We start from the raw sequence: 23,055 nt of genomic DNA, 5'->3' as shown, positions 1-23,055 counted from the left end.
GACGTAAAGTTAGTAGAGATCAATTGATAAAAATAAGAGGTTGAAAAACAACCTCTTATTGATGAATGGATTAACGTTAGATCATGAATCTGTTGGAGAAAAGTGCAAAATAGCCATCGACATTGGGGCTTGAAGTATTTCACCTTCAGCATGTCCTACTTCAGACTCTGCAATATGAGTATCGCAAATGGTCTTCCAAGTCTGGTTTCGATCGTTTGGCAAGGTAAAACGAGCAGGTGCTTTGGTTTGGTTAATTAAGTAAACCATCTCATCGCCGTCATCCCCAATACCAATATGTAGTGCGACGCTACTAAGTCGATTCCAATCTTCCATGCTCATTAATTTTCCATCCACACGGCTCCAGAAAATGCGATTGTCGTTACGCTTCTCGCCGCTAAATGCGCGGATGAAAGGCACCATATACTCCTGGCGAGCGGCAAGCATGTCAGCTAGCCATTGTCTGAAGTGCTCTTTCGGCTCGCTTGAGCTCCAGTCCAACCAACTGATCTCATTGTCTTGGCAATAGGCGTTGTTATTACCTTTTTGCGTGTGTGAGAGGACATCTGCGGTCAAAATATGGGGAATACCAAACGAGAAGAGTAGCGTTGCCATAAAGTTACGCTTTTGCTTCTCGCGAGTTGCCAAGATGACTGGGTTGTCTGTGTCGCCCTCTGCGCCATAATTGTCTGAGCGATTATCACCGTGTCCATCACGGTTTTGTTCACCATTGGCCTCATTATGCTTATGCTTGTATGACACCAAGTCTTGCATAGTGAAACCATCGTGGTAGGTGATGTAGTTCACGGTCAGTTTATATGGCCAATTTGCCGCACTGTATAGGTCTCGAGAACCCATTAATCGGGTAGCGAACTCTTTCAAGTAACCTTGATCGCCCCGCCAGAAACTGCGCGTAATGTCTCGCAAACGGTCATTACACTCATTCCAACCAAATGGGAAGTTACCGACTTGATAACCATTAGGACCGATATCCCATGGCTCTGCAATTAACTTAGTCTGTTTTAATACAGGATCTTGCGCGACAGCTCTAAAGAAGGCAGCGTCACGGTTAAAGTTATCTCCGTTACGACCGAGTGTCGCAGCAAGGTCAAAACGGAAGCCATCGACGTTGAACTCTTGAACCCAATAACGGAGTGTATCCATAACAAGGTTGAGTGCTGGCTGATAATTGAGGTCAACCGTGTTTCCGCAACCGGTAAAGTTTGCAAAGAACTCACCATGGCGTAGATAGAATTTAGAATCCAAGGCTTTCAGATTGAAGACCGCTCCGTTATCTCCACCCTCTGCAGTATGGTTGTAGACCACATCAAGAATGACCTCAATACCATGGCGGTGAAGTTCACGAATAGCTGATTTTAGTTCTAGGACAGCATCTGAATCTGCATAGCGCGGATCTGGTGCCATAAAGACATATGGGTTATAGCCCCAATAGTTAACTTTATCCATGTTGAGCAGGTGAGGTTCATGCATACAGGCAGCGACAGGGAGCAATTGTATAGAATTGATATTCTGCTGCTTATAAAACCTCAGCATCTCTTCGCTGACTAAGCCTAGATACTTACCTCTATTCTGCGATGGGACCTTCTCATTGAGCTTAGTGGAGCCTTTTACATGAGTTTCGAACAGCACCATTTCTTCGCGTGGGATTCTTGGTAGCTTAGTGTCTTGCCAATCGAAGTCGTCAGCAATGACCACACATTTCGGTAGTTCAAAGCTTTTTGATGCATCAAATGGCGGAATATAGTGCAGGGCTTTGTCCAACGATTTTGCGTAAGGATCTGATATGAAATGACGCTCTTCACACGTTTCTATGACAAAACCATAACGTTGCCCAGCCTTGACTTCGCTAATGTGGGTATGCCTTACTCCAGCATATTCATTAGGGAGTGGGAACAATTGAATATTATCGTTGTCATCAAAGAGAGCTAATTGGATATCTGGGCAATCTGGAGCATGGATCGCGAAGTTACATCCTCGTTTATCCAGCGTCGCCCCTAATGGATATGGGCTTGATTGATGTTGTGTCATAAGATTTTTTTCTATTTGTTCGTGAATGACATTACTTAACTTTCAATAGTTAATAGCTTTGTAAACATTAGGTCAAGTTAAGATCACAGAATTTTAAATGTAATTTAATTTCAGTTTATTTGGCGTTATTTTGTAAAAAGTGATGTAAGACGTATTTTGTGCGTCAAAACATTACCAAATCCGCTACTCCTCCCCCCTTTTTTTGTGACTTATCCTTAAAAAACACCATACGGTTATTTTTCTCATCCTTTCTCATCCCCCTTAACAATCTTCAGGGTGGAGGACGTATCGCACTTACTACTTGGTTAATCTGACACCGTTCAATCAACTCGGGACCCTAAACCGATAAATATTTCAGACCTAAACGCATCAGTACTGCCTCTGCGGCGTTTTGGAAAATGAAATTGAATATAACGATAAGTTAAACGGAGTTTTCTAATGAAAAAAGTAAGTGTAATTGCTGCTGCAGTGGTGGGTGTTCTAGGAACTGGTACAGTTTCTGCCGCAGATGTTGACTTCCACGGATATATGCGAGCTGGATTTGGTGCAAATATGGATGGTGGTTCTCAATTTTGCTACGGGAATGGTGGCCCAGCTGCTCACGTTGTGGGTCGATTAGGCGATGAATGTGATGTATACGCTGAGCTGTCGCTAAGTGCAAACAATGTTTGGGAAGGCAATGACGGTCAGGCATTTAATATTCACACCTTAGTTGCTTATGGCTCGGTGGAAGATGGTGGCCTAGATGGGCGAGGTAACTCTTTTCAGTCAATAGGGACTGACGCAACAGACCCTTGGAGTGGTGGCCGTGCGGCTTTTCGTGAAGCTTGGGCTGACTATAAAATGAGTAATGGTATGAGCCTGTGGGCAGGTAACCGCTACTATGGCCGTAAAGATGTTCATATCCAAGATTTCTATTACATCAACAACTCGGGTAATGGTGTTGGTGTCGAAAATATCGATTTAGGCCCTGGTAAATTTCATGCTGCCGTAGTTCAACATAAGTGGAAAGCACCGCAAAAGACAGATAACCCAAATTACAACCCTAGTAACCCGAATGATACTCAACATGATCCAAGTAAGCCATTTGATGACAATAAGTATCTTGAGCCATTAGAGAGTACACAGTTATATTCAACATCAAATACTATCGATCTACGCTATACAGGACTCGAGACCAATACTAACGGTAGTTTGGAATTCATAGTACTGGCGGGCAAACCTTCTTATACCGATGAACAAAAGAATGCGATAGCTACAGGTACGGGAAATGTTGGTGATTATGGGCTCGATGAAATTGGTTATTCTGCAACTATCGAGCATACGCAAGGCAACTTCTTTGGCGGATTCAATAAGGCGGTTGTTCAGTATTCAACGGAAGGATATGCATGGGCTGGCTATGGTGTAAATAACCACCTAGGTGACTCATTCAACATGGAACAAGATCAAAAAGGTCGTAAAGCGTGGCGCTTTATTGATTGGGGTGTGATTGAGCAAGAGAAATGGAATTTAGGCTACTCGTTCATCTATTCCCAGCTTGAAAATGGTGATGGCAAAAAAGGAACTCGTGCTAGCGTAGTCCTGCGTCCTTCTTATAAGTGGAGCGATACTATGAGTACGGTTCTGGAAGGTGGTTACTACGTTCAAGATGACCCTTGGATGTCTGAATCTCAAGATTTGAACAAGATCACTATTGCTCAACAGTGGCAAGCTGGTAGCAATTTCTGGGCTAGACCGGCGATCCGCATCTTTGCAAGCATGTATGGCGGTGACCAGGCTCAAGAGAACAACGATAAAATGATTGGCGCACAAGTTGAAGCTTGGTGGTAATCAGGATATCTAATTAAGAAAAGACAGTTAGTGATTGTGCTAGCTGTCTAATTTTTTCGGTATTACATGAGGGAATGAAGTATGAAAAAACAGGCTGTGATACTGACATTGTCACTAGTGGCACTATTTGGCTGTACATCTACACAAACTATTGATACGTCTATTAACACTCATCAAGAGTTAATTTTAAGCGATTTATCAAAGGTAAAGTGGAATACAGTAAGTTCTAAGGCTAACCTCGCATTTCGCATTGACGAAAATACGCCTATGTTGGATTCTGATAATATTTCCAGTCGTATTGTTGGCATTTCCATTAAGTCTTCAGGTAAGCCAATTGAGTTGACTATGACTTCAGAAATGAGAGACCTTAGAGTGTTTCAGCCGAACCTTGCTGTCTATGATCAGAATAATACCCTCATACGTTCTTTTGACTCAAGCTTCTTTCCATATGACCGAAAAGACTTTGTGAAGGGCGAGGTTTTGGAAGGGTCAGTGGTTATTACTCCTAAGCCCGATACAACAGAGTTAAGGTTCCTCATCTATACAAGTCAGGAAGATTTAGGTAAAGAGACAACGATAATTCATCCAGCGAAAGCATTCGCAATTTCAAAACGAACCGTGGAACCAAACATACCAGACCCTGTTGTTCAACACGTTGATATTGGAGAGATTAAAGTAGCAATTAGGGAAGCGGCTTCATCTATATTTGACTTCACAGAGAGCAAATCGCCGTCCGCGCCAAATATTCCTTCTGATTCGTTAGCAGTTGTACCTGTGCAAAGTGAAACGAAAACCTATTACATCTCAGCGATCCAAAAAGCCGTCGCCGAGGACAACATCCCTAAAGCTCTGAGCCTGCTAGATGAAGCGAAAGCTCTTAACGTCGAAGGTGCTCAGGAAACGTTTGTTAAAGCAATTAACAGCCGTAAGTAAGATAACTTAGAATTTACCCCGTCTCGAATCATTCTGCTCGGTATAGGAAGCGGCAATGGTTCGAGGCTTTTTCTCTAAACAGATATTCAGCCAACGTCATTTCTCCAAACTAAGTTGTAAAAGCGTGTAATAGATCGCCTATATCACTTAATTAATCTCCCTTCCTGCCGTTACTATATAGAGTAACCGTTACCCAAAAAGCTATTAATCAATGTCGACACTTTCTATTGCAATAGGTGCAACCAGTCTTTCGCTCATCTTGGCATTTATCTGGATGTTCTCGTTATCCTTGAGACGCAAGAGGATGGAGCAAGAGCGTCTTGAGCGTGAAGCTGCCTACCGACGTGCTATTGAAAAAGCGCGTCAACAAGAAAGGCAAGAGCGTGTTTATAAAGCGGAAACGGGCCATGTACCTACAATTTTGTATTTAGCGAAAGAAGCTGAACGCAAGAATGTGAAAGAAGCGCTGTATTGGTACCATAAAGGTGCGCAGTTGGATAACGTCACGGCGATGTACGGCATTGTTCGTCTCAGTGATAAAAAGCGCGAAGACTTGGTATTACGTGAGCAAGCAAACTATTGGCGCCTTTGTATTGCTGGTACTGAAGGGGATTCTCATGCCAAATTTGAGGCTGCGAAGGCTTTAATTTATGGGCGAGGTACCGAGCGCAATATTCCCAAAGGTGTATTTACCATCCAAGAAGTTGCTGAAGAAGGAAATTTAGAGGCCATTCTCTATATGGGCGACTGGAGTATTTCTCCTGATAACCCAACACCATCGCCTAAACAATCGACTCTTTGGTTTGAAAAAGCCGCGGAAAAGCAAAGTGAAGAGGGCATGACCAAACTGGGTCTGAATTACCTAAATGGTGTTGGTGTTGAACAAAATACTGACAGAGCTTGCTATTGGTTAGAACGCGCGGCTGAGAAAGGCAATGTGGAAGCTATGTATTATGCAGGTGAAGCATGGCGAGACATTAAGCCTAATGGCGCTGCTATCGCTTATATTTGGCTTTTCATGTCCGCCTATTTAGGTTATGAGGCTGCAAAATCAGCAAGAGACTCGGTGGGTTCGACATTAGGAGTGGACTCCGTCGTGGGACTTCAATCGTTAGCAAAACCCGTCATTAAAAAACTTCAGTTTGGACCGATGGTGAAACATTCGCTAATCAAGGCATTAAACAAGCTCTATAAAAGAGAATTACCTCTTTTTGCACTTGAAGATGCAGACACTTTGAATAAAGAGCAGCCAAATACGGAATCTTCAGAGAGTCAGCAAACGACCTCCGATAATGACACCTCAATGCAAGTGAATGAATCTGATTACAATTACTCCAACTATCACACATCTTACTCCAATCAGTAATCGTATTTATGGTATGAATTCATCGTTAATGATTAATGTGGTTTCATTTATGATTAATTTGAATCAAAAATAGGTGTATAATCTATTTTTGTTATCGATTTGAGAACATTTTGTTCCGTAAATTAGCTTGTGGTTCAATTATGATGTGATGCTCATCACTTCAAACTCTACTTTGACATTCCTCTGACAAAAATGATGCTCAACAAAATATGCTGAGCTCAGTTTTAGTGTGGCGTCTAAGGATGCTTGGCAGTGGCCTAAACGCTCGCACGTTAAATTAATGCCTTTTGGCATTCCTGTTCTATACGGAGCTTTTCATGAAAACTTTTAAAATGACATTAGCGGCGGCACTTGTTGCTGCTGTAGCCCTTCCTGCAAGCGCAAACTACGTTGACGTTCGTGGTGCTTACAAAACAGAAGCTAAAACTTACGAAACTCGTGTACGTGCTGGTTTTGACTTTGCAGAAGATTGGCAAATCCACCTTGAAGGTACTCAAGCTCAAGGTGATAAACTGTTTAGCAATTCTGGTAAAAGCGTTGCTGCATTCGAAACAGAACTAAACTACAACTGGGCAATTAACGATAACTTCACGTTAACTCCTGGTTTCGTATACTGGAACGGTTCTGACCACATGGAATACCGTCCATACCTAAAAGCAACGTATGCTGAAGGCAACTTCTATACTGCAGCTCGTTACCGTTATCAAGCAGCGTCTAGCAGCACAAACTCAAATGTAAAAACAAACGACACTAACCAAGTCGACCTATGGGTTGGTTATAACCTAAACGACTTCGCACTTGAGTATAACCCTGCTTACATCAACCAAAAAGACGGTGGTGCATACACAGGTAATGGTACTGATAAATCAGATACTAAGTGGGAACACACATTCCAAGTTAAGTACACTGGCTTTGAAACATGGGCTCCATACGTAGATTATCAGATCCTTGATAAGACATATGGTGCTAGAAACAACGGTGTATTTGAAACTAAAACAGAAAACCGCATCCGTGCAGGTGTAACGTTTAACTTCTAATCGTTATCGAATACATAGTCGCTTGGCGACAAACCGAATTGAAAAGGCAGCACATAGTGCTGCCTTTTTTAATTTTTATAACCCGCCTTTGTTTAACTCTCTTTCAGATGATGTACCATCTGCTGTCTTAACCATGTAATGGCAGAGTTATGGCTCATTTTACTTGGCCAAACCATATAGGAATCAAAGGTTTTAGTTTCAAATGGGAAAGGAAAAGTTTGCAGTTGAAATATATCACTGTACTGCTCCGCAACAGATAAAGGTATGACCGCAATCGCTTGTGAATTGGATACTGAAGGAAGCATTCCAAGCAATGAAGAGTGTTGGCTAAATACTTTTCGTGGTGGCAATACTTCGCTGACCAACCATTCCACAAATGTGAGATTGTGGCGCCTGATATTCAGTAGAACATGACTTTCGGTCATATAGTTGGATTTATCGAATTTACCTTGCTGTATGCGTGGATGATTCTTACTGGCGACGCATGTTAGCCCTTCACTGTGCAGTAATTCTGATTGAAATACTTTGCTATCTGATGGTGACACATCAATAACTAGATCCACTTTCTCCATCTGAAGATCTTCGTAGATTCTGGCATCTTTGGGAGGTAGTTCTTTTAAGATGATCTCGATATTTGGATAGGTAGTACAGACATGGAGACGTTTCTGAAGCCTTAACATAGCGGCTTCATGACAATACACGACGAATGTACGTTGTGTTTTCTTTGGATCAAACGCTTCTAGACCTTGAATCACTTTCTCTATACTCATGATATGGTCATGGGTCTGCTCATACAGCTCTTTGGCATAGCGTGTCGGTTTGATGCCTCGGCCTGTTCTCGAGAATAGTTCCTTGCCAACATTTTCTTTAAGGCGTGTCAGCGCATTACTCACCGCAGATTGCGTCAGGTCGAGTTGCTCCGCTGATTTGGTCACAGATTCTGTTTCGTAAGTAGAAATAAACACTCGCAGTAAGTTTAGGTCGAACTTCTTGTTAGGTTTGCTTTCTAGCTTTTTATTGTCCATAGCAACGTCCTGTGTCGTTGTCTGTTAATCGAGAGTTTTCTTGAATCTAAAGGCGGCAACAATAAGACCGACGACGGTAAATCCAGCCAGCCAGACGGTATCACGCCATACGTCAGACAAATCAGCACCACGTAAAATAATGCCGCGTATCATGCGCATAAAGTGAGTAGCTGGTAAAGCTTCTGCGACCCATTGAGCGGCATTCGGCATCGCTTCATAAGGAAACATAAATCCAGAGAGCAAGATAGAAGGCAGCAAGATAAACACGGTCATTTGCATGGCTTGCAACTGAGTCTGCGCGATGGTTGAAATCACCAAACCCAAAGTTAAGCTAGCGGCTATAAATAGCAAACTTCCCATCAAAATTTGACTCACTTGACCATTTATGGGAACGCTGAAAATCGCCCAACCGAGTCCTAAAATAATGAAGATCTGAATCAGTCCGATAAAGATATAAGGGACTATCTTACCGATCATTAGCTCAAGGGAATGAATAGGTGTGGTGATTAATAACTCCAGATTGCCTCGTTCGCGTTCTCGCACGATGGCTGCACTGGTAAATAAAATCATCGTCATTGTCAGTATCACACCTAAGAGTCCAGGGACAATGTTCACTGCGGATCGGCGACTTGGATTATAGAGTAGGGTTGCTTCGAAGGTTTTCGGAGAGCTTGGCTGGTAGCCTGCGATCGCAAACTCTTTGATAGGCATGTTTTGTAAGCCCAAAAGCGCAGAACTGATCATAGTATCGGAACCGTCGACCAGCCATTGGCCTAGTGTCTGCTTATGAGAAATACGTTGCGTTAGGTTGTTAGGTAAGATTAACGCCGCACGTACCACACCCTCACGAATGGCAACCTCTGCTTCCTCAACCGTTGGATATTGTGCTTTAACGGTTACGACTTGAGTGACCTTGACGGCTTCAACAATAATTCGCCCCGGGGCTGATTGGCTTTGATCAACAATCGCAATCGGAATATTCCGCACGTCTGTATTCATTGCAAATCCAAATAAAATAAGCTGAATGAGCGGTATCATGACAACCATCCCAAACGTAATGCGATCCCTTAAGAGCTGACGAATTTCTTTGACCATTATGGCGCTCATGCGCGTTAAGCTTTTCATTGTCTGCCCTTACCTGTCACGGAAACAAAGACATCTTCTAAACTTGGTCTTGCCGGCGTGAGCTCTGCCTGAGCTAAATCAGGGAAGCGCGTTTTAAGCCATAAGATGGGGTCTGCGACGGATTGATAGATCAATACGCGTAAGCGAATTCCTAACTGAGCTGCAGATCTAACCTCTTCACAAGCGATGAGCTTCTCTTTCAATGCTCGTAATTGAGGCGCTCGCACTTCGATAATGTTGACTCCCATATTATTCATCAGCACTTCTGGCTCATCATCCGCGCGCATTTCTCCCGCTTCCATAATGGCTAATCGATGACAACGCTCAGCTTCATCCATATAGTGGGTGGTGACTAGGATAGTGGTGCCTTGATCACTAAGATCAAACAGCTGCTCCCAAAATTCTCGACGATTCTCAGGATCCACGGCTGAAGTCGGCTCATCCAAAAAAAGCAGTTCTGGTCTGTGCATGGTCGCAGCTGCAAGAGATAAACGCTGTTTTTGGCCACCGCTCATGCCGCTGACTCGTTGTTTCTTGAGGTTGGACAGACCGTAGATACTCAGTTGCTCTTCTATTCGATTGTTACAAAAAGAGCGGTTCATTCCGAATATTTGCCCAATAAACTGCAAGTTCTCCTGAACAGAAAGATCGTCATACAGAGAGAATTTCTGTGTCATATAACCAATCTTTAGTCTCAGTTGTTCTGACTGTTGGGGAATATCCAATCCCAAAACATTAACGGTGCCCTCGGTAGGACTAAGCAGGCCTGTTAGCATGCGAATAGTGGTCGATTTTCCGCAACCATTGGGCCCTAGAAACCCATAAATACTGCCTTTGGGAACCGACAAGTTAATGCCATTGATGGCAGTAAAGTCACCAAACTTTTTGGTGATATTGGTTGCTGTAACGGCAATCTCGCTCATCTACTTCAGCCCCGCTAAGTCAACTTGAGCTGGTACTCCGGTAGGAAGTGTTTGAGCACTGTCAGGTAAGTCGATCTCTGCCAGATACATCAAGCGTGAACGCTCATCTTCAGTTAGAGCATAATAAGGGGTGAATGACGGATCGGATGCGACCCAACGAACGTTGCCCGTCAGTATTTGATCTAACCCGTCCACATGAACAGGCACTTCAATACCCGGAACGAACTTCACCCTGACTGATGAAGGAACATAGACACGCGCATAAGGCACTCGGTCTGCAAGCACCACGGCAACAAAGGAACCTGTGGCAACTCGTTCGCCAAGATTGTATGGCAGGTTATCAAGTACGCCATCACGTGTCGCGACGATAGTGAGCTCATCCAACTGCTGGGTTTGTAATGCAACGTCGGCCTTGGCAGCAGCCAAGGCAGCTTCTGCTTGTGTAATATCCTCGGGTCGGGTACCGGCTGTCAGCTTTGAGAACTCTTCTGTTGCCGAGTTTAGCTCCGCTCTTGCTGAGTCGCGGTTAGCTAACGCTTGGTCCTTTTGCGATTGACTTGCGAGTTTTTTGCGCACTAACTCTTCTGCTCGAGAGTAGTTCTTTTCCGCTTCGATCAATCGAGCTTGGGCCATATCTACTTTAGCTTGCGCAGCTGCAATATCTTCAGGTCTTTCACCATTGGTTAGGCGAAGTAAGTAAGCACTGGCTTTTGCTTCTTCAGCTATCGAATGAGCTAATACGGCTTCTTGCCGTTTGGTGTCTAAGCGAACTAGAACATCTCCTGTTTTTACCATACTCCCTTCACGAATAGGCAATTCACGAATGATTTCATTCGCGGTAGAAGAAAATGTAATGCGGTCTCGCTCAAGTGTACCTAGTGCTTTGCCATTGTCGTCACTTTGGCATCCCACCAGAGAAAACAAGATAGAGAAAACAATGAACAACGACCGTTTCATAGAAAACCCTCAAATATCACTTATATAGTCAATATTAGAAGCCAGTTGATTATTTTCTAGCTAATTTTCATAAAGTTATGAAGTCAAGACGTTTTGGATATTGGTATTCGTTGGGAGGTGAGATAGTGATTAATTTCAGGGGGAGTCTGACAAGCTGTCAGATAGGGAGCAGAGTATGATTACTTCGCGCGGATCTTTTTAACCAGTTGTTAAACCTAACATATAGTTTTTATTGATTGTTTGACACAAAGTCACGTCCTGACATTTCCTTGAACTTTCTGACTAGTACCTGTCATCTGTATTCCGTAAATTAACGCTTAGTTCAACAAAATCAAGCAATACAGTGAACTTGGTTTGTAGGGAAATTCTGCAACAGTCACGGATAAGACAGCATCAAACATGAAAGACCAACTAACGATTTCAGTTTCAACCATTAACGGCTCCAAGCACTGGCAGTTGAGTAAATCGATGCGCCGGAGCTTAAAAAGCTTGCTTGGAGTCAGTGTTGCGGTGGTGTTTGGCGGCGCGTTGCTTATTCAACACCTTTATCAAGTTGTGGATTACGCTGAGCTCAAACAAAAAGAGCTTGCCAGTGAGTCGCAAACATTGGGTGACGAACTGGCAAATTTGCAGGACCTGAAACAAACCTTAGAGAACGACCTATCTGATAGAGAAGAGCGCATAGCGTTAGTCTCTGAACGACTTTCTGATTTAGAGAAAGTACTGGGAGTGTCTGACCAAGGCGGTGATATTGAGTTGGAGTCCCGTCTGGATGCTGCGGCAATCCACTCTAATATCCGAATGGTGATGTTGACCCAGATCCCGAGCGGTTCGCCCGTGGGGAAACATCGAATGTCGTCTCAATTTGGCAAGCGTACTCATCCTGTGACTGGGAAAGTTAAAATGCACCGAGGGTTAGACTTTGCTGTGAATACAGGTACGTCAATCTACGCCCCTGCAGACGGTGTGGTTGAGGTAACAAGGCGCAGTAGTAAAGGTTCTGGCAACTTTCTTCGACTACAGCATTCATTCGGATTTTCAAGTTCGTACTCACATCTTAAGAGCTTCAAAGTTAAGAATGGGCAGTTTGTACGTAAAGGGGATTTGATTGCCATTTCGGGCAATACAGGTCTGTCATCTGGACCACATTTACATTATGAAGTTCGCTTTGTTGGGCGAGCGTTAAACCCTAGGCCTTTTGTGGAGTGGGGTGTGCATGAGTTTGAAGATATCTTTAAAAAGGAACGAGGAATACGATGGGAATCTTTAGTAAAAACAGTGGAACAAAGAGTCGCTCAGCAGCTGCAACTCTCATCGCCAAAGGCTGTACTATTAGCGGAAAACTCAAATTAGAAAGTGATATTCAAGTCGATGGAATCGTCGATGGACAAGTTCACGTCGAAGGCTCATTAGTTGTTGCTGAGTCGGGACGAGTGAAAGGTGAAATATTCGCAAAGCAGTTAATTGTTAACGGTATTGTCGAAGGCAATTGTCATGCGGAGCATATTCAGATTCTCGCTAATGGTCGAGTTAAGGGTAAAGTCTGGAGTAACAACTTGAGTATTGAACCGGGCGGTAAATTCTTTGGCGAAACGGCAGAGTTTCCGGATGATGAAGTAGTGAGTCTAAAATCAAAAGAGACGACGGAAACAAAATTGCCAATCAACCCGAAAAGTGGTCCAAAAAACGACATTAAAAAGAGCGCTTAAGCGCGAAAGGTGCGGTTCTCTCGCTGCACCTCAATCCTCTGGAACTACAACCTTAATTTCTCAATTTGTGATAACGATAGCTATCCATTGTTGATATTAATCAATCAACCCTCAGTATAACCCTTTCGTATAGTAGGGACATTAGTTAGAAGAGTTACAATTCGCCTAATACAGCTCATCTGAATGAGCTCGGAAGTAGTATAATTAAATAATACCTTTGACTAAAAGTGAAAGGATCTGAGCATGTCTAGGCAAAACAATAAGTCTTCTGAAAGCCGTCGCAGATTTCTACGTGACGCAGCGAGAACCGCTGTTGGTGTTGGCGCTGCGGCGACTTTACTAGGGTTACAATCCAAGCAAGGGCAAGCAAAAACCAGTGGAGGAGTGCCTATTCGGCCACCTGGAGCGCTTGCTGGCGACCAATTTGACCAAGCGTGTTTGCGCTGCGGTTTATGCGTCCAGGCCTGTCCGTACGATACGCTAAAGCTTGCAACCCTTTTATCTCCTGTAGCATCAGGAACGCCATATTTTACCGCCCGTGATATTCCTTGCGAAATGTGTGAGGACATTCCTTGTGTGGTGGCGTGTCCAAGTGGTGCGCTTGATCATTCACTTACTAATATCGACGACTCCCGTATGGGGCTCGCGGTACTTATTGACCATGAAGAGTGTTTGAACTGGCAGGGGTTGCGCTGCGATGTTTGTTATCGAGTGTGTCCGGTCATCGATAAAGCAATTACCCTTGAGCCAATTCGCAACCAGCGCACTGGTTACCATGCCAAGTTTATTCCAACGGTTCACTCTGACCACTGTACAGGCTGCGGTAAATGTGAGCAGGCATGTGTTACCGATGTACCTGTCATAAAGGTTGTGCCTATTGAACTCGCTAAAGGTCATATGGGCGACCACTATCAGCTTGGATGGGAAGAAAAGGTAGAACTTCGTGATGGTACCTTCCCTGAAACACCAGAGATAGCGCCGAGTGAGCACATCCGCATTAATGACGGGAGGAAATAACCATGGCTAAGAATCTCGCAAAAGATGCGGGTAAAGACGCGATAAAAGAGCTTGGCTGGTGGAAGGCACATCGTTTTTTGATTTTAAGAAGGTTATGCCAACTGGCCATTATAGGTCTATTCATGGTGGGGCCAACATGGGGAATTCTTGAAGGCAACCTATCATCCAGCATGTTATTTGGGGTGATTCCTCTCAGTGATCCACTCCTCGTGATACAGACATTGGCCACAGGGCACTGGCCAGAAGTGAATGCTCTCATTGGTGTTGCTATTGTTGTTGTGTTTTACGCTCTTATCGCTCCTCGTGCGTTCTGTGCTTGGGTTTGCCCTCTCAATATGGTCACCGATTTAGCAGCGTGGATGCGACGTAAACTAAATCTTAAGGCAAGTTATAAATGGTCTCCAAAACTTCGCTATTGGTTGATTCCGGTGATTCTGCTGGGTAGTGCGGTTTCTGGTTCACTGTTGTGGGCGTGGATTGATCCTGTGGCATCGTTACATCGTGGATTGGTATTTGGGATGGGTGCTGGCTGGATATTGATTCTATTGGTTTTCTTACTTGATCTCGTTTTGGTTGAACACGGTTGGTGCGGGCATTTGTGCCCACTGGGTGCAACTTACGGCGTCATCGGTCGTAAGAGCGTTATCAGAATTAAAGCTACTCACCGCGAGGCGTGCACTAAATGTATGGATTGTTATAACGTGTGCCCTGAACCCGATGTTCTTAGGCAGCCCCTTAAACAGGGGGACAGACGTGTTATGAGCCAAGATTGCATTAGCTGTGGGCGCTGCATTGATGTGTGTGCTGAAAAAGTACTCGAGTTTACTGCGAGTTCAAAGCAAGACCATAGTTAGAAGTCATAAGTTATGGAACGTCGCGTCTAGGCTCTGTAACGTTCCATTCTAAAAGTTTGCTGCTTTTTACTTTTCTATCAATGGCGTGTTTGTGAATATGGGCTAAGGCCATATAGGTGGCTAACACTATGCTAAGCATGCTTATACTTTTACCTTATTGGTCAACATGTCTAAGGTGACACCGTTCATTTACGATGAATACCACCCAAGCACTATCGTTCCATACTGAGTCTTTTTCTGGAGTCCAAACTGTGCAGTCCAAGGTCTTGGTGTCGCTGTAGTTTACGGTGAGGTCAAAATTCATAAGATCTTTTGACATATTTATTTGTTTGAAGTCACCGTGTGACGAGATATCAATAGGCGGCGATTGTTGACCAATGTGAACCGCGGTTTTACCTATATGCTTGTGAACATCAAGATCTAGGATAAAAACGGGCACTTTGCCGTCCACATGTTGAACGTTGGGTTGGTGTAGAGCGTATAGTTGATAGTCATCGGTGTCGGTATCACCTAGACTAAAAACCCAATAGCGAGCTTTATCCACTAGTTCAATTTGAGTATTAGCTAGCACCTGCTGTTCATTTCGACTTATAAGTTCAATGTTTAACAAGTTAACCAAGTCGTCTGTGTCTCGAAATTGTACGGTTTTCGAGTAACCGATATGACGAGAGTACTGGTTTTTCAACAAGTCATGTTTCTCTCCCTTTAGAGACATAGCAACTACGTCAGTCTCAGTGTATTCACTGGGACTAGCGATAAAGTCAAATGTACGAATAACCATACTTTGAGGTTGCGCTAGGGTAGCTTCTGGATTAGTTGGACTGCTTCCTCCACATCCAAGCAACGTGCTGGCGGTTAACAGGAAAGCAAAACATGACAACGAGCGTAGTACATTCATAGAGTTTCTCTTAATTGAAAGTGGAGTTAAAGTTTATTCAGGCGATGAAATCCAGGCTCTTGATATACAGAGCCATTTTGGGGCATCGAAAAGGTTGGCTGATATTAATCCAGCTTGGTTTTCTATCTTTTACAGAAACGGAATAGTGCGCCTCCATAAACAGCAGTGTTTCTTCAATCACAGTATTCCAGCGTTGATCCTGTCTAACGATAAGTTGGCTAGACTTTGGGTAAAATTTCCATTTAGTCGTACTTAACTGAGGGCAGATATAAACCTGACCTAAATGGTCAACGATCACCTCACCTTCAAGTTTGTTAGCACGAAACTTCTTATTTACGTCATCCTTGGTATCAGTGTGAATTTTAATGGCATAGATAAACGGCATATATAACCTACAGCTGTGTTTGTTCCTCAGAAGAACCTGATAAAAGTTGTTTAAGCATATTCCAAAAATGTAGTCACATTATTGGATAGAATTGGTAATGACTAAATATACAGTCTCGGATCGCGGATGCTTAGATCAATGTCGTCCATATAAGCGGCTAGCTTCTGTGGCGAATCAATGCGAATCTTGCCTCTATATAAAGTAACAAGCTGACTTCTTTCTAGTTCTTTCATTACTTCGTTTACCCGTTGGCGTGCGATACCTGTCATGTCACTTAATTGTTGCTGTGACACTGAAATTTCGACCATCGATTCTTTGGTGTTCATATGAGCCAATATATCTATCAGCTGATAAACAATTCGCTCTGTGATATTCGCACTATATATTAACTGGCTTTGTAGCCACTTCTCTTTTGACTCAAACGTTAATGAATAAAACCATTTGTAGATTTCAGCATTCTTTTCACATATTGGACGCAAGCGTTGGTTGCTAAAATGAATAATACTACAAGGTTCTATTTCAATAAATATAAAAGGCAACAACGAGGCATTGGGGTCAATATAATTTCCGAACCAGCCATCTTGACCCACTAATAGGCAATTTGCAGTTTTTAAATTTGGTGTTTGTATACAAATCGCTAATGTTCCACGTTCTATAAAGTTGATGCCTCTATTTATGAGACTCGGACTTGTCAACGCAGGGTCTTCGATTGAAATTCGCTGAGCCACAGAAACCAGTTCTTGTGACAACTCTGGCGACAACGACGTCGTCCATCTCAATTGTTCAACCGCTATCGTCTTTGTCATAACCGCCTCTTTTAATATCTTCTTATAGATTATAGAGGCTTACGGATATTATGAATGCGTTTCTTGCCGTCGTTGAGGGAGAGTGTATAGGGGAATGCAGAGAAGAAGTATCCGATGGCGGACACTTCTCGCAATTAATTTAATAAAAGTGGTGGACTGTGTTCGAAAACAACGATGGTGTGCTTAATGAAATAGCACCCCTGTAGGGGATGATGGCTACTGAGCTATATCCAATATGTTGTCTTTTACACCATTGGTTCTGAACCAACCTGCGATGCTAAAACGCTCGCGGTGAGTTGGCAGTACTTCGTGAGGGAACTGCTCTGAGAAAAACACAAATAATCGGCCTGATTTTGGTTTGATTCGTGTCAGCTCATTGTCATCTAAGTCGTAGACAACTAAATCACCACCATCTTGCTCTGTCCATTCATCGTTCATGTAGAACACTGTCGTCAAACGGCGATTCTCGTTACCGCGGAAGCAATCTAGGTGTTTCTGGTAGAAATCACCCTTTTCATATTTTGCAAAGTGCGCTTCATATTCAAATAGGCCCAAGAAAAAATTCTGGTTTGCAGCTTGGCGAATGATCTCCATCTTACTAAGAAATTGTTGAACTGGCTCACCAAGATCGCTCGATAGCCAGCAGATTTTGTCACTGCGAATTGCGCTTTCACGCATGACTTCATCGTTGCGACCAATACACGCTTTTTTCCAGTTCTCTGGCAGACACTCTTTGAGCGCATCAACTTGATCGGGAGACAGAAAATCGTCCCAAATGTAATAGCCTTGAGAGAATAAGGAATCGATGAGCTTTTGCATGATAAGCGCCGCCGTGGTTATAAGAAACAGGAGGCGCTTTATAGATAATTAACCCGTTGTCATCAAATCTGTTTTTTTGTCGTGACGATTAACACGGTTATGCTCTGGGATCTGACAAAAACGGTCAGAGCCTAAAGCGTGATTAAAGATCGATTCTAAAGACCGATGTTGTACCACTGACTTCATTACCGACGGCAATGAAGTGGTTGCCCTGACGTGTGAAGTACTCGATGGATTCAGGCCCAAGATCGCCTGCCTTTGGGTTGTATTGGTCATTATCGCAATCGCCATCATCTACTTGAGTGCAAACTGGCTGGGAGAAGTCACGGTTATTAACGTAGGTGATAAACAGGGCTTGTGCAGGTTCTGTAACATCATAGACCATAATGCCGCCATGACGTTCTAAGCCAATGAACGCGTAGTGACGACCATTAATATGTGCAACTTCAATGGCCTCTGGCTCGACACCTTTATCATCACTGCGGTCATCTGCGGAGCCGTTATTATCATTAGTGCTATTGAAGTACTTCGCTTCCTTCATGAATACAATGTTGGCAAATTCATCGCCACTGTCATAAACCCGTTCACCCGTTTCATTCCAGATAGAGAAGGAGCGAGCGCCAAAGGCTTGCACTTTTTCATCTGCTGCCAATGTTTGGTTTGGCTTGATCACTTTAAGGCGTGCTAATTGTGCGTTGTCTTTTAGAGCGACTGCCAGAGGATGATTCGGATCCACTTTGAGCTTCTTGCCACGAACCTCATCAACGTAAGCGATACAGAAGTCTTGCTTGTTAGCGTAGTCCTCAGCATTTTGCTGTTCGTCACCGTCCCACTTGAAACCTTGTTTATCACATTGTTGTTGTGTGGTGTTGAAACCATACTCACGGCCATCACCTTCATTCGCGGTCACAACATAAGTTTCGCCATTTATGCTATAGCTAGCTATGCTGTCGGGCATATACAGGCCTTCTAACATTGGGTAGCTCTTCAAATTGCCCACAATGTTGTCTTTATTAGAGGCATCAAGTTTCGTTGTTTGCCAAGATTTGCCTCCCAAGCCAACGATACTTTTAACACTCGCTGAAGCAACATCAATAGTCGCCATCGCATTGTTTTCTTGAAGGGCTACATAGAGCGAGCCTTTCTCATCAAACGTTAAATATTCCGGCTCTAAGTCTTGAGCAACAGTCGCGTTAGGATGAGAGATGCGAACTTTAGAACTAAGTTCTGAGTGACGAGATTGGCCCTGATTAAACTCGCGAAAGTCAATCTGAGTCACTAATGCTTTTTGAGGTCCATTGTTTAGGTCGACCAAAGTGACAGATCCTTCTGGGTCGACAGAGTAGTCTGCGTTGGGTTCACCTTCGTTTGCACTAGCAAGGTAACGGCCGTCTTTGGAGAAGCTGACCATGTCTGGCAGTGAGCCTGCTTGGTAGGTGGTAATGAGCGCTAAGGTATCGGAGCGATACAAGGCAATAATGCCTTTGTCTTGCTTATTACTATTCTCGATAGCGACAGCGACCAGTCCTTCATGAGCCGATACACTATTCGCTGCGCCAATTTTAATGCCGGATTGCTGTGCTGCGGATACTAGATCAATCTGACCTGTCGAACTTGGCTTACCTTGTTTATCAAGCGAAAGTACATCGACTTTCTTTGCTTGTGCATTGACCACATATAGCTTGTCGGTGCAGCTATCGTAACTGACAATCTCTGCAGCAGATGTACCAAACGGGGCATCTGCGATGGATGTGCCGACCAAGGTAAGACCGGAAATTGACATTTCTGAAGGTTCAGGGACAACTGATGTTTTACATTGAATATTAAACGTCTCAACGGCATTGAAAGCTGTCTTTGAAGAAGAGTTTGATGCACATCCAGATAGTGCGATGCTTGCTACGATAACCGAAGCAAAAGTGGTTCTAAGCGAGTTCATATTTCCTCCTTGAATGATTAACTCGCCGAGGATAAATATATTTTGTTACGTTTGTGTGTATGGACTAAAAAACCTACGAGAATGTTCACATGGACAGGCTGATAGTGGGCTAGATTAAAGGATGAGATTCAGCAGTGAATAATGAAAAAAGCGAGGAGATCCTCGCTTTTTAATGTTGGCTATTTGGCGACGTTACCTGCTACGTTGAGAGCATCCCATGTTCTTGCGAATGGTGGGGCGTAACAAAAATCCAGATAACCTAGTTGTTGAGTCGTCATCTTAGCGGTAATGGCGACCGCAAGTGCATTGATGCGCCCAACTGCACCTTTCTTACCGATGATCTCACCACCAAGTAGAATGTTGGTCGTCGGCTCGTACACCAGTTTGATCTTTATGTCTTCTTGTCCTGGGTAATAGTCGGTCTGGTTTTTGTCTTGGATGGTTGATGTCTTAACTTCCAATCCGTGCTCTTTCGCCATCATCTCGGAAACGCCAGTACACGCCAGTTCGTAATCGAGAACCTTCAAGCAAGATGAGCCTAAGAAGCCGTTTAAATAAGTGTCCTTACCTGCTAAATGATCTGCCATCATACGAGCTTGTTTGTTCGCTGTGGTGGCTAGTGGTACGTACACTGACTGTCCCAGCGCCATATGATGTGCAACAGCGCAGTCACCGACCGCATAGATGTGCTCATCGTTTGTTTTACCAAACTCGTCAACCAAGAGCGCGCCATTCGCTGCTTTTGGTAGATTGAACGCTTCGGTGTTTGGTTTGAAGCCGAGAGATAGAATAACAATGTCCGCTTCGATATCACCGTTGTCAGTTGCAACGATGTAACTACCATCTTGTGCATCGCGAATGGTATTGACGCTACAACCTGTTTTCAAGGTCGCGCCAGATTCACGCACGGTCGCTTCGACAACATCAATCATCTCAGGGCTAAATTGACGACTCATGACAGTGTTTTCACGTTCAACGATAGTGACATCTTTGTCAAGCATATGTGCAGCATCGAATACTTCTAGGCCAATGAAGCCAGCACCAATAATACAAACTCGCTGTTTGCTGGTGTCTTTAAATGCTTCTTTTACGGCTAGGCCGTCTTCTTGACTCGTTAGGGTGTAGACATTCTCGCGGTTGTATTCACCAAATGGTGGGACGATTGGACGAGCGCCGGAACAAATTATGAGTTTGTCATAGCCAATAAGCGCATCTGTACCATCATGACGAACACTGATTTGCTTTTCCGTGCAGCTTAAGGAGATTACTTCGCTGTTAAGACGGACGTCCAAACCCGATGCGATGGCTTGTTCTGGTGTTCGTGAGATCATGCGCTCAGTGTCGTCAAAAAAGCCACCTGCGAAATAAGGAAGACCACAACCACCAAAAGAGATGTAATCACGTTTTTCAATAACAATGACATCGTCACTTGGTTGATTGCGCTTGTATTTTGCCGCAAAACTCATTCCAGCAGCGTTACCGCCAACCACTACAACTTTCATAACTATTACCTAAAATAAGACTGAAAAGAGCACCCAGAGGGTGCTCGTATTATTAATATAAGACGTTAAACAATTGCTTCGCTTTCTTTTGTTGGCGTTGCTGCGCCTTCTGCGTTGTATTGTTCTAAGTCGAGTGTGCCGTTTTTCTTCGCAGTAACCACACCGGACAACATCGAACCAGAGATGTTCAGTGCAGTACGCGCCATGTCGATCAGTGCTTCAATCGATACCAAGATAGCAACAACGGTGATGTCTAAGCCCATGATAGTCAATACAGCAACCGCTGCAAAGGTTGCACCGCCACCAACACCCGCGATGCCAAAAGAGGCAATTGCAATTACCGCGACAAGTTGGATTATGAAACTTAGGTCAACAGGCATACCCATGACTTGTGCAGCCATAATCGCAAGCATTGCTGGGTAGATACCGGCACAACCGTTTTGACCGATACTGGTACCAAATGTCGCTGACATATTAGCGGTTTCTTCATCAACACCTAGGCGCTGTGTTTGAGTTTCCACGTTTAGAGGGATGGCCGCCATACTTGAACGCGAGCCAAAACCAAACACAAGAACAGGCCATGATTTCTTAGCAAACTTCGCTGGAGACAGGCCAAACATTGACACCATGACAAAGTGGATAACAAACATCACTGCGATAGCAACATAGCTTGCTACTAGGAAGCGGCCCATTTCAGCCAGTGCGAATAGGTCGTTAGTCATCATGAACGTTGTCATCAGAGCAAATACACCGTATGGCGTTAGCTTCAAGATTTCACGAACCATGGACAGTACCACTTCTTTCGCTGCATTGATGAAATCAACAAAGCTCTGTACTTTCTCTGGTTTACGCTTTTTCACTTGCAGAATGCTGTAGCCTAAGAACATACCAAACAGAACAGTCGATAGCGTTGATGTTCTTTGCGAGCCAGTTAGCATGTCAAAGATGTTTGCAGGAATGATAGACAACACTAGGCCAGAAAGACCGCTGCTTGCCATGGCATCTTGAGTTGCAATCAATCTGTCGCCACGAGCTTCGATAGCACTGTTAGTACCAATAGTGCTTACTAGAGCGTTTGCATCAATGCCGAAGATATAGATACTCGCGATGCCGACGACTGCAGAAATTGCTACCGTGAAAATGAGGATACCAATAATTTTCGGCGCAATTTTAGACAGTGCACCACTTCCATCTACGTTCATGATCGAAGAGATCATCGCGACGAAGACGAGTGGGATAACAATCATTTGTAGAAGCTTGATGTAGCCTTTGCCGAAGATAGAAATGAATTCGGCGAAGCCTGTTGTTGCTTCGTTACCAAAACCTAAGACCAGTTGAATCGCACCACCAAACAGTAGGCCCGCGACTAACGCACTTAGTACTCGGAAGTTAAAGCTTTTCTTTTGCTTTTTAAAGTTTGCTAGGACGGCGTAAAATCCCAAAAACAAGACGCATAACGCTATAAATGTAAGACTCATGAGATACTCCTATTGTTCCCCATGGTTATTTCTTATGAGCAATGGCTTCGATTTCAACCAAGGCATCTTTTGGTAATCTTGCTGCTTCAACACATGAGCGAGCTGGTGCATTTTCTGTCCCAAATACTTCGGTATACACTTCGTTGAATGCGGCGAAGTTTTCCATATCTGAGAGGAAGCACGTTGTTTTAATCACAGTGTCTAATCCTGCTCCACTTTCTTCTAAAACAGCTTTAAGGTTTTCTAGAGATTGCTTAGCTTGTTCTTTGATTCCACCTTCTACAAATTGCATTGTTTCTGGTACAAGGGGTAATTGACCAGAGGTATAAACTACGTCGCCGTAAATGGTGCCTTGTGAATAAGGACCGATTGCTGCTGGTGCTTTTTCTGTGGCGATAATTTGTTTCAC

21 protein-coding genes are annotated in these 23,055 nt (G+C 43.8%); 8 read left to right on the top strand and 13 right to left on the bottom strand.

The genetic code is table 11. From position 1 onward, the window contains the following. Positions 1–81: 81 nt before the first annotated feature. Entirely contained in the window at positions 82–2,046 is a 1,965-nt protein-coding gene (glgX, locus tag L2W36_RS10285) for a glycogen debranching protein GlgX (protein ID WP_236109976.1), read from the bottom strand. A 438-nt stretch (positions 2,047–2,484) separates the two neighbouring features. On the opposite strand from glgX, the gene L2W36_RS10280 reads away from it, so the two are divergent. From L2W36_RS10280 to L2W36_RS10265, 4 genes are all read left to right on the top strand, one after another. Further along, positions 2,485–3,876: a carbohydrate porin gene (locus L2W36_RS10280; RefSeq protein ID WP_236109975.1), complete on the top strand. Its 1,392-nt coding sequence runs from the start codon at positions 2,485–2,487 to the stop codon at positions 3,874–3,876. Between the two features lie 81 nt (positions 3,877–3,957). Then, positions 3,958–4,809 carry a MalM family protein gene (locus L2W36_RS10275; RefSeq protein WP_236109974.1) on the top strand — a complete coding sequence of 284 codons (852 nt, stop codon included), beginning with the start codon at positions 3,958–3,960 and terminating at the stop codon, positions 4,807–4,809. A 211-nt stretch (positions 4,810–5,020) separates the two neighbouring features. Then, a complete protein-coding gene (locus L2W36_RS10270) occupies positions 5,021–6,175 on the top strand; it encodes a tetratricopeptide repeat protein (protein ID WP_236109973.1) in 1,155 nt (384 codons plus the stop codon). A gap of 317 nt (positions 6,176–6,492) precedes the next feature. Next, a complete protein-coding gene (locus L2W36_RS10265; protein WP_236109972.1) occupies positions 6,493–7,212 on the top strand; it encodes an oligogalacturonate-specific porin KdgM family protein in 720 nt (239 codons plus the stop codon). Positions 7,213–7,304: 92 nt separating this feature from the next. Here the strand turns inward: L2W36_RS10265 and L2W36_RS10260 are convergent, their stop codons facing one another. From L2W36_RS10260 to L2W36_RS10245, 4 genes are read right to left on the bottom strand one after another with little or no spacing between them, the layout of a single operon-like run. Then, positions 7,305–8,237 (bottom strand): LysR family transcriptional regulator, encoded by a 933-nt coding sequence (locus L2W36_RS10260; RefSeq protein WP_063604787.1) that lies wholly within the window; start codon positions 8,235–8,237, stop codon positions 7,305–7,307. Between the two features lie 24 nt (positions 8,238–8,261). Continuing rightward, on the bottom strand, positions 8,262–9,362 hold the full coding sequence (locus tag L2W36_RS10255; RefSeq protein ID WP_236109971.1) for an ABC transporter permease: 1,101 nt from the start codon (positions 9,360–9,362) through the stop codon (positions 8,262–8,264). Then, entirely contained in the window at positions 9,359–10,285 is a 927-nt protein-coding gene (locus tag L2W36_RS10250) for an ABC transporter ATP-binding protein (protein ID WP_062463440.1), read from the bottom strand. Before L2W36_RS10250 ends, L2W36_RS10255 begins: the two co-directional genes overlap by 4 nt. After that, positions 10,286–11,242 carry an HlyD family secretion protein gene (locus L2W36_RS10245; RefSeq protein ID WP_062463443.1) on the bottom strand — a complete coding sequence of 319 codons (957 nt, stop codon included), beginning with the start codon at positions 11,240–11,242 and terminating at the stop codon, positions 10,286–10,288. Between the two features lie 399 nt (positions 11,243–11,641). On the opposite strand from L2W36_RS10245, the gene L2W36_RS10240 reads away from it, so the two are divergent. From L2W36_RS10240 to napH, 4 genes are all read left to right on the top strand, one after another. After that, entirely contained in the window at positions 11,642–12,595 is a 954-nt protein-coding gene (locus L2W36_RS10240; protein WP_006070096.1) for a M23 family metallopeptidase, read from the top strand. Further along, on the top strand, positions 12,499–12,951 hold the full coding sequence (locus L2W36_RS10235; RefSeq protein WP_081411526.1) for a bactofilin family protein: 453 nt from the start codon (positions 12,499–12,501) through the stop codon (positions 12,949–12,951). Before L2W36_RS10240 ends, L2W36_RS10235 begins: the two co-directional genes overlap by 97 nt. A 243-nt stretch (positions 12,952–13,194) precedes the next feature. Then, positions 13,195–13,968 (top strand): ferredoxin-type protein NapG, encoded by a 774-nt coding sequence (gene napG / locus L2W36_RS10230; RefSeq protein ID WP_006070094.1) that lies wholly within the window; start codon positions 13,195–13,197, stop codon positions 13,966–13,968. 2 nt (positions 13,969–13,970) lie between these two features. Continuing rightward, positions 13,971–14,822 carry a quinol dehydrogenase ferredoxin subunit NapH gene (napH, locus tag L2W36_RS10225; protein ID WP_171390564.1) on the top strand — a complete coding sequence of 284 codons (852 nt, stop codon included), beginning with the start codon at positions 13,971–13,973 and terminating at the stop codon, positions 14,820–14,822. A gap of 154 nt (positions 14,823–14,976) precedes the next feature. Here napH and L2W36_RS10220 read toward each other — a convergent pair whose 3' ends face one another. The 8 genes from L2W36_RS10220 to L2W36_RS10185 all read right to left on the bottom strand — a co-directional run bounded on the left by L2W36_RS10220 (position 14,977) and on the right by L2W36_RS10185 (position 23,055). Continuing rightward, a complete protein-coding gene (locus tag L2W36_RS10220; protein ID WP_236109970.1) occupies positions 14,977–15,720 on the bottom strand; it encodes a hypothetical protein in 744 nt (247 codons plus the stop codon). Between the two features lie 37 nt (positions 15,721–15,757). Next, positions 15,758–16,105: a hypothetical protein gene (locus L2W36_RS10215; RefSeq protein ID WP_151899240.1), complete on the bottom strand. Its 348-nt coding sequence runs from the start codon at positions 16,103–16,105 to the stop codon at positions 15,758–15,760. A gap of 101 nt (positions 16,106–16,206) precedes the next feature. Next, complete coding sequence (locus tag L2W36_RS10210; protein ID WP_236109969.1) at positions 16,207–16,911, bottom strand: Crp/Fnr family transcriptional regulator; 705 nt, start codon at positions 16,909–16,911, stop codon at positions 16,207–16,209. A 216-nt stretch (positions 16,912–17,127) separates the two neighbouring features. Next, positions 17,128–17,730, bottom strand: coding sequence for a 2OG-Fe(II) oxygenase (locus tag L2W36_RS10205; protein ID WP_062463464.1), 603 nt, complete (start codon positions 17,728–17,730; stop codon positions 17,128–17,130). A 142-nt stretch (positions 17,731–17,872) separates the two neighbouring features. Then, positions 17,873–19,666: a choice-of-anchor I family protein gene (locus L2W36_RS10200; RefSeq protein ID WP_236109968.1), complete on the bottom strand. Its 1,794-nt coding sequence runs from the start codon at positions 19,664–19,666 to the stop codon at positions 17,873–17,875. A gap of 179 nt (positions 19,667–19,845) precedes the next feature. Beyond that, a complete protein-coding gene (locus tag L2W36_RS10195) occupies positions 19,846–21,168 on the bottom strand; it encodes a CoA-disulfide reductase (RefSeq protein ID WP_031493524.1) in 1,323 nt (440 codons plus the stop codon). A 65-nt stretch (positions 21,169–21,233) separates the two neighbouring features. After that, positions 21,234–22,646 carry a cation:dicarboxylate symporter family transporter gene (locus L2W36_RS10190; RefSeq protein WP_031493523.1) on the bottom strand — a complete coding sequence of 471 codons (1,413 nt, stop codon included), beginning with the start codon at positions 22,644–22,646 and terminating at the stop codon, positions 21,234–21,236. Positions 22,647–22,671: 25 nt separating this feature from the next. Then, entirely contained in the window at positions 22,672–23,055 is a 384-nt protein-coding gene (locus L2W36_RS10185; RefSeq protein ID WP_063604804.1) for a RidA family protein, read from the bottom strand.

The organism is Vibrio sp. McD22-P3 (genome assembly GCF_021568915.1).
In the GTDB taxonomy this organism is placed as follows: domain Bacteria; phylum Pseudomonadota; class Gammaproteobacteria; order Enterobacterales; family Vibrionaceae; genus Vibrio; species Vibrio mediterranei.
This window is presented reverse-complemented; position numbering and strand designations above follow the sequence as displayed.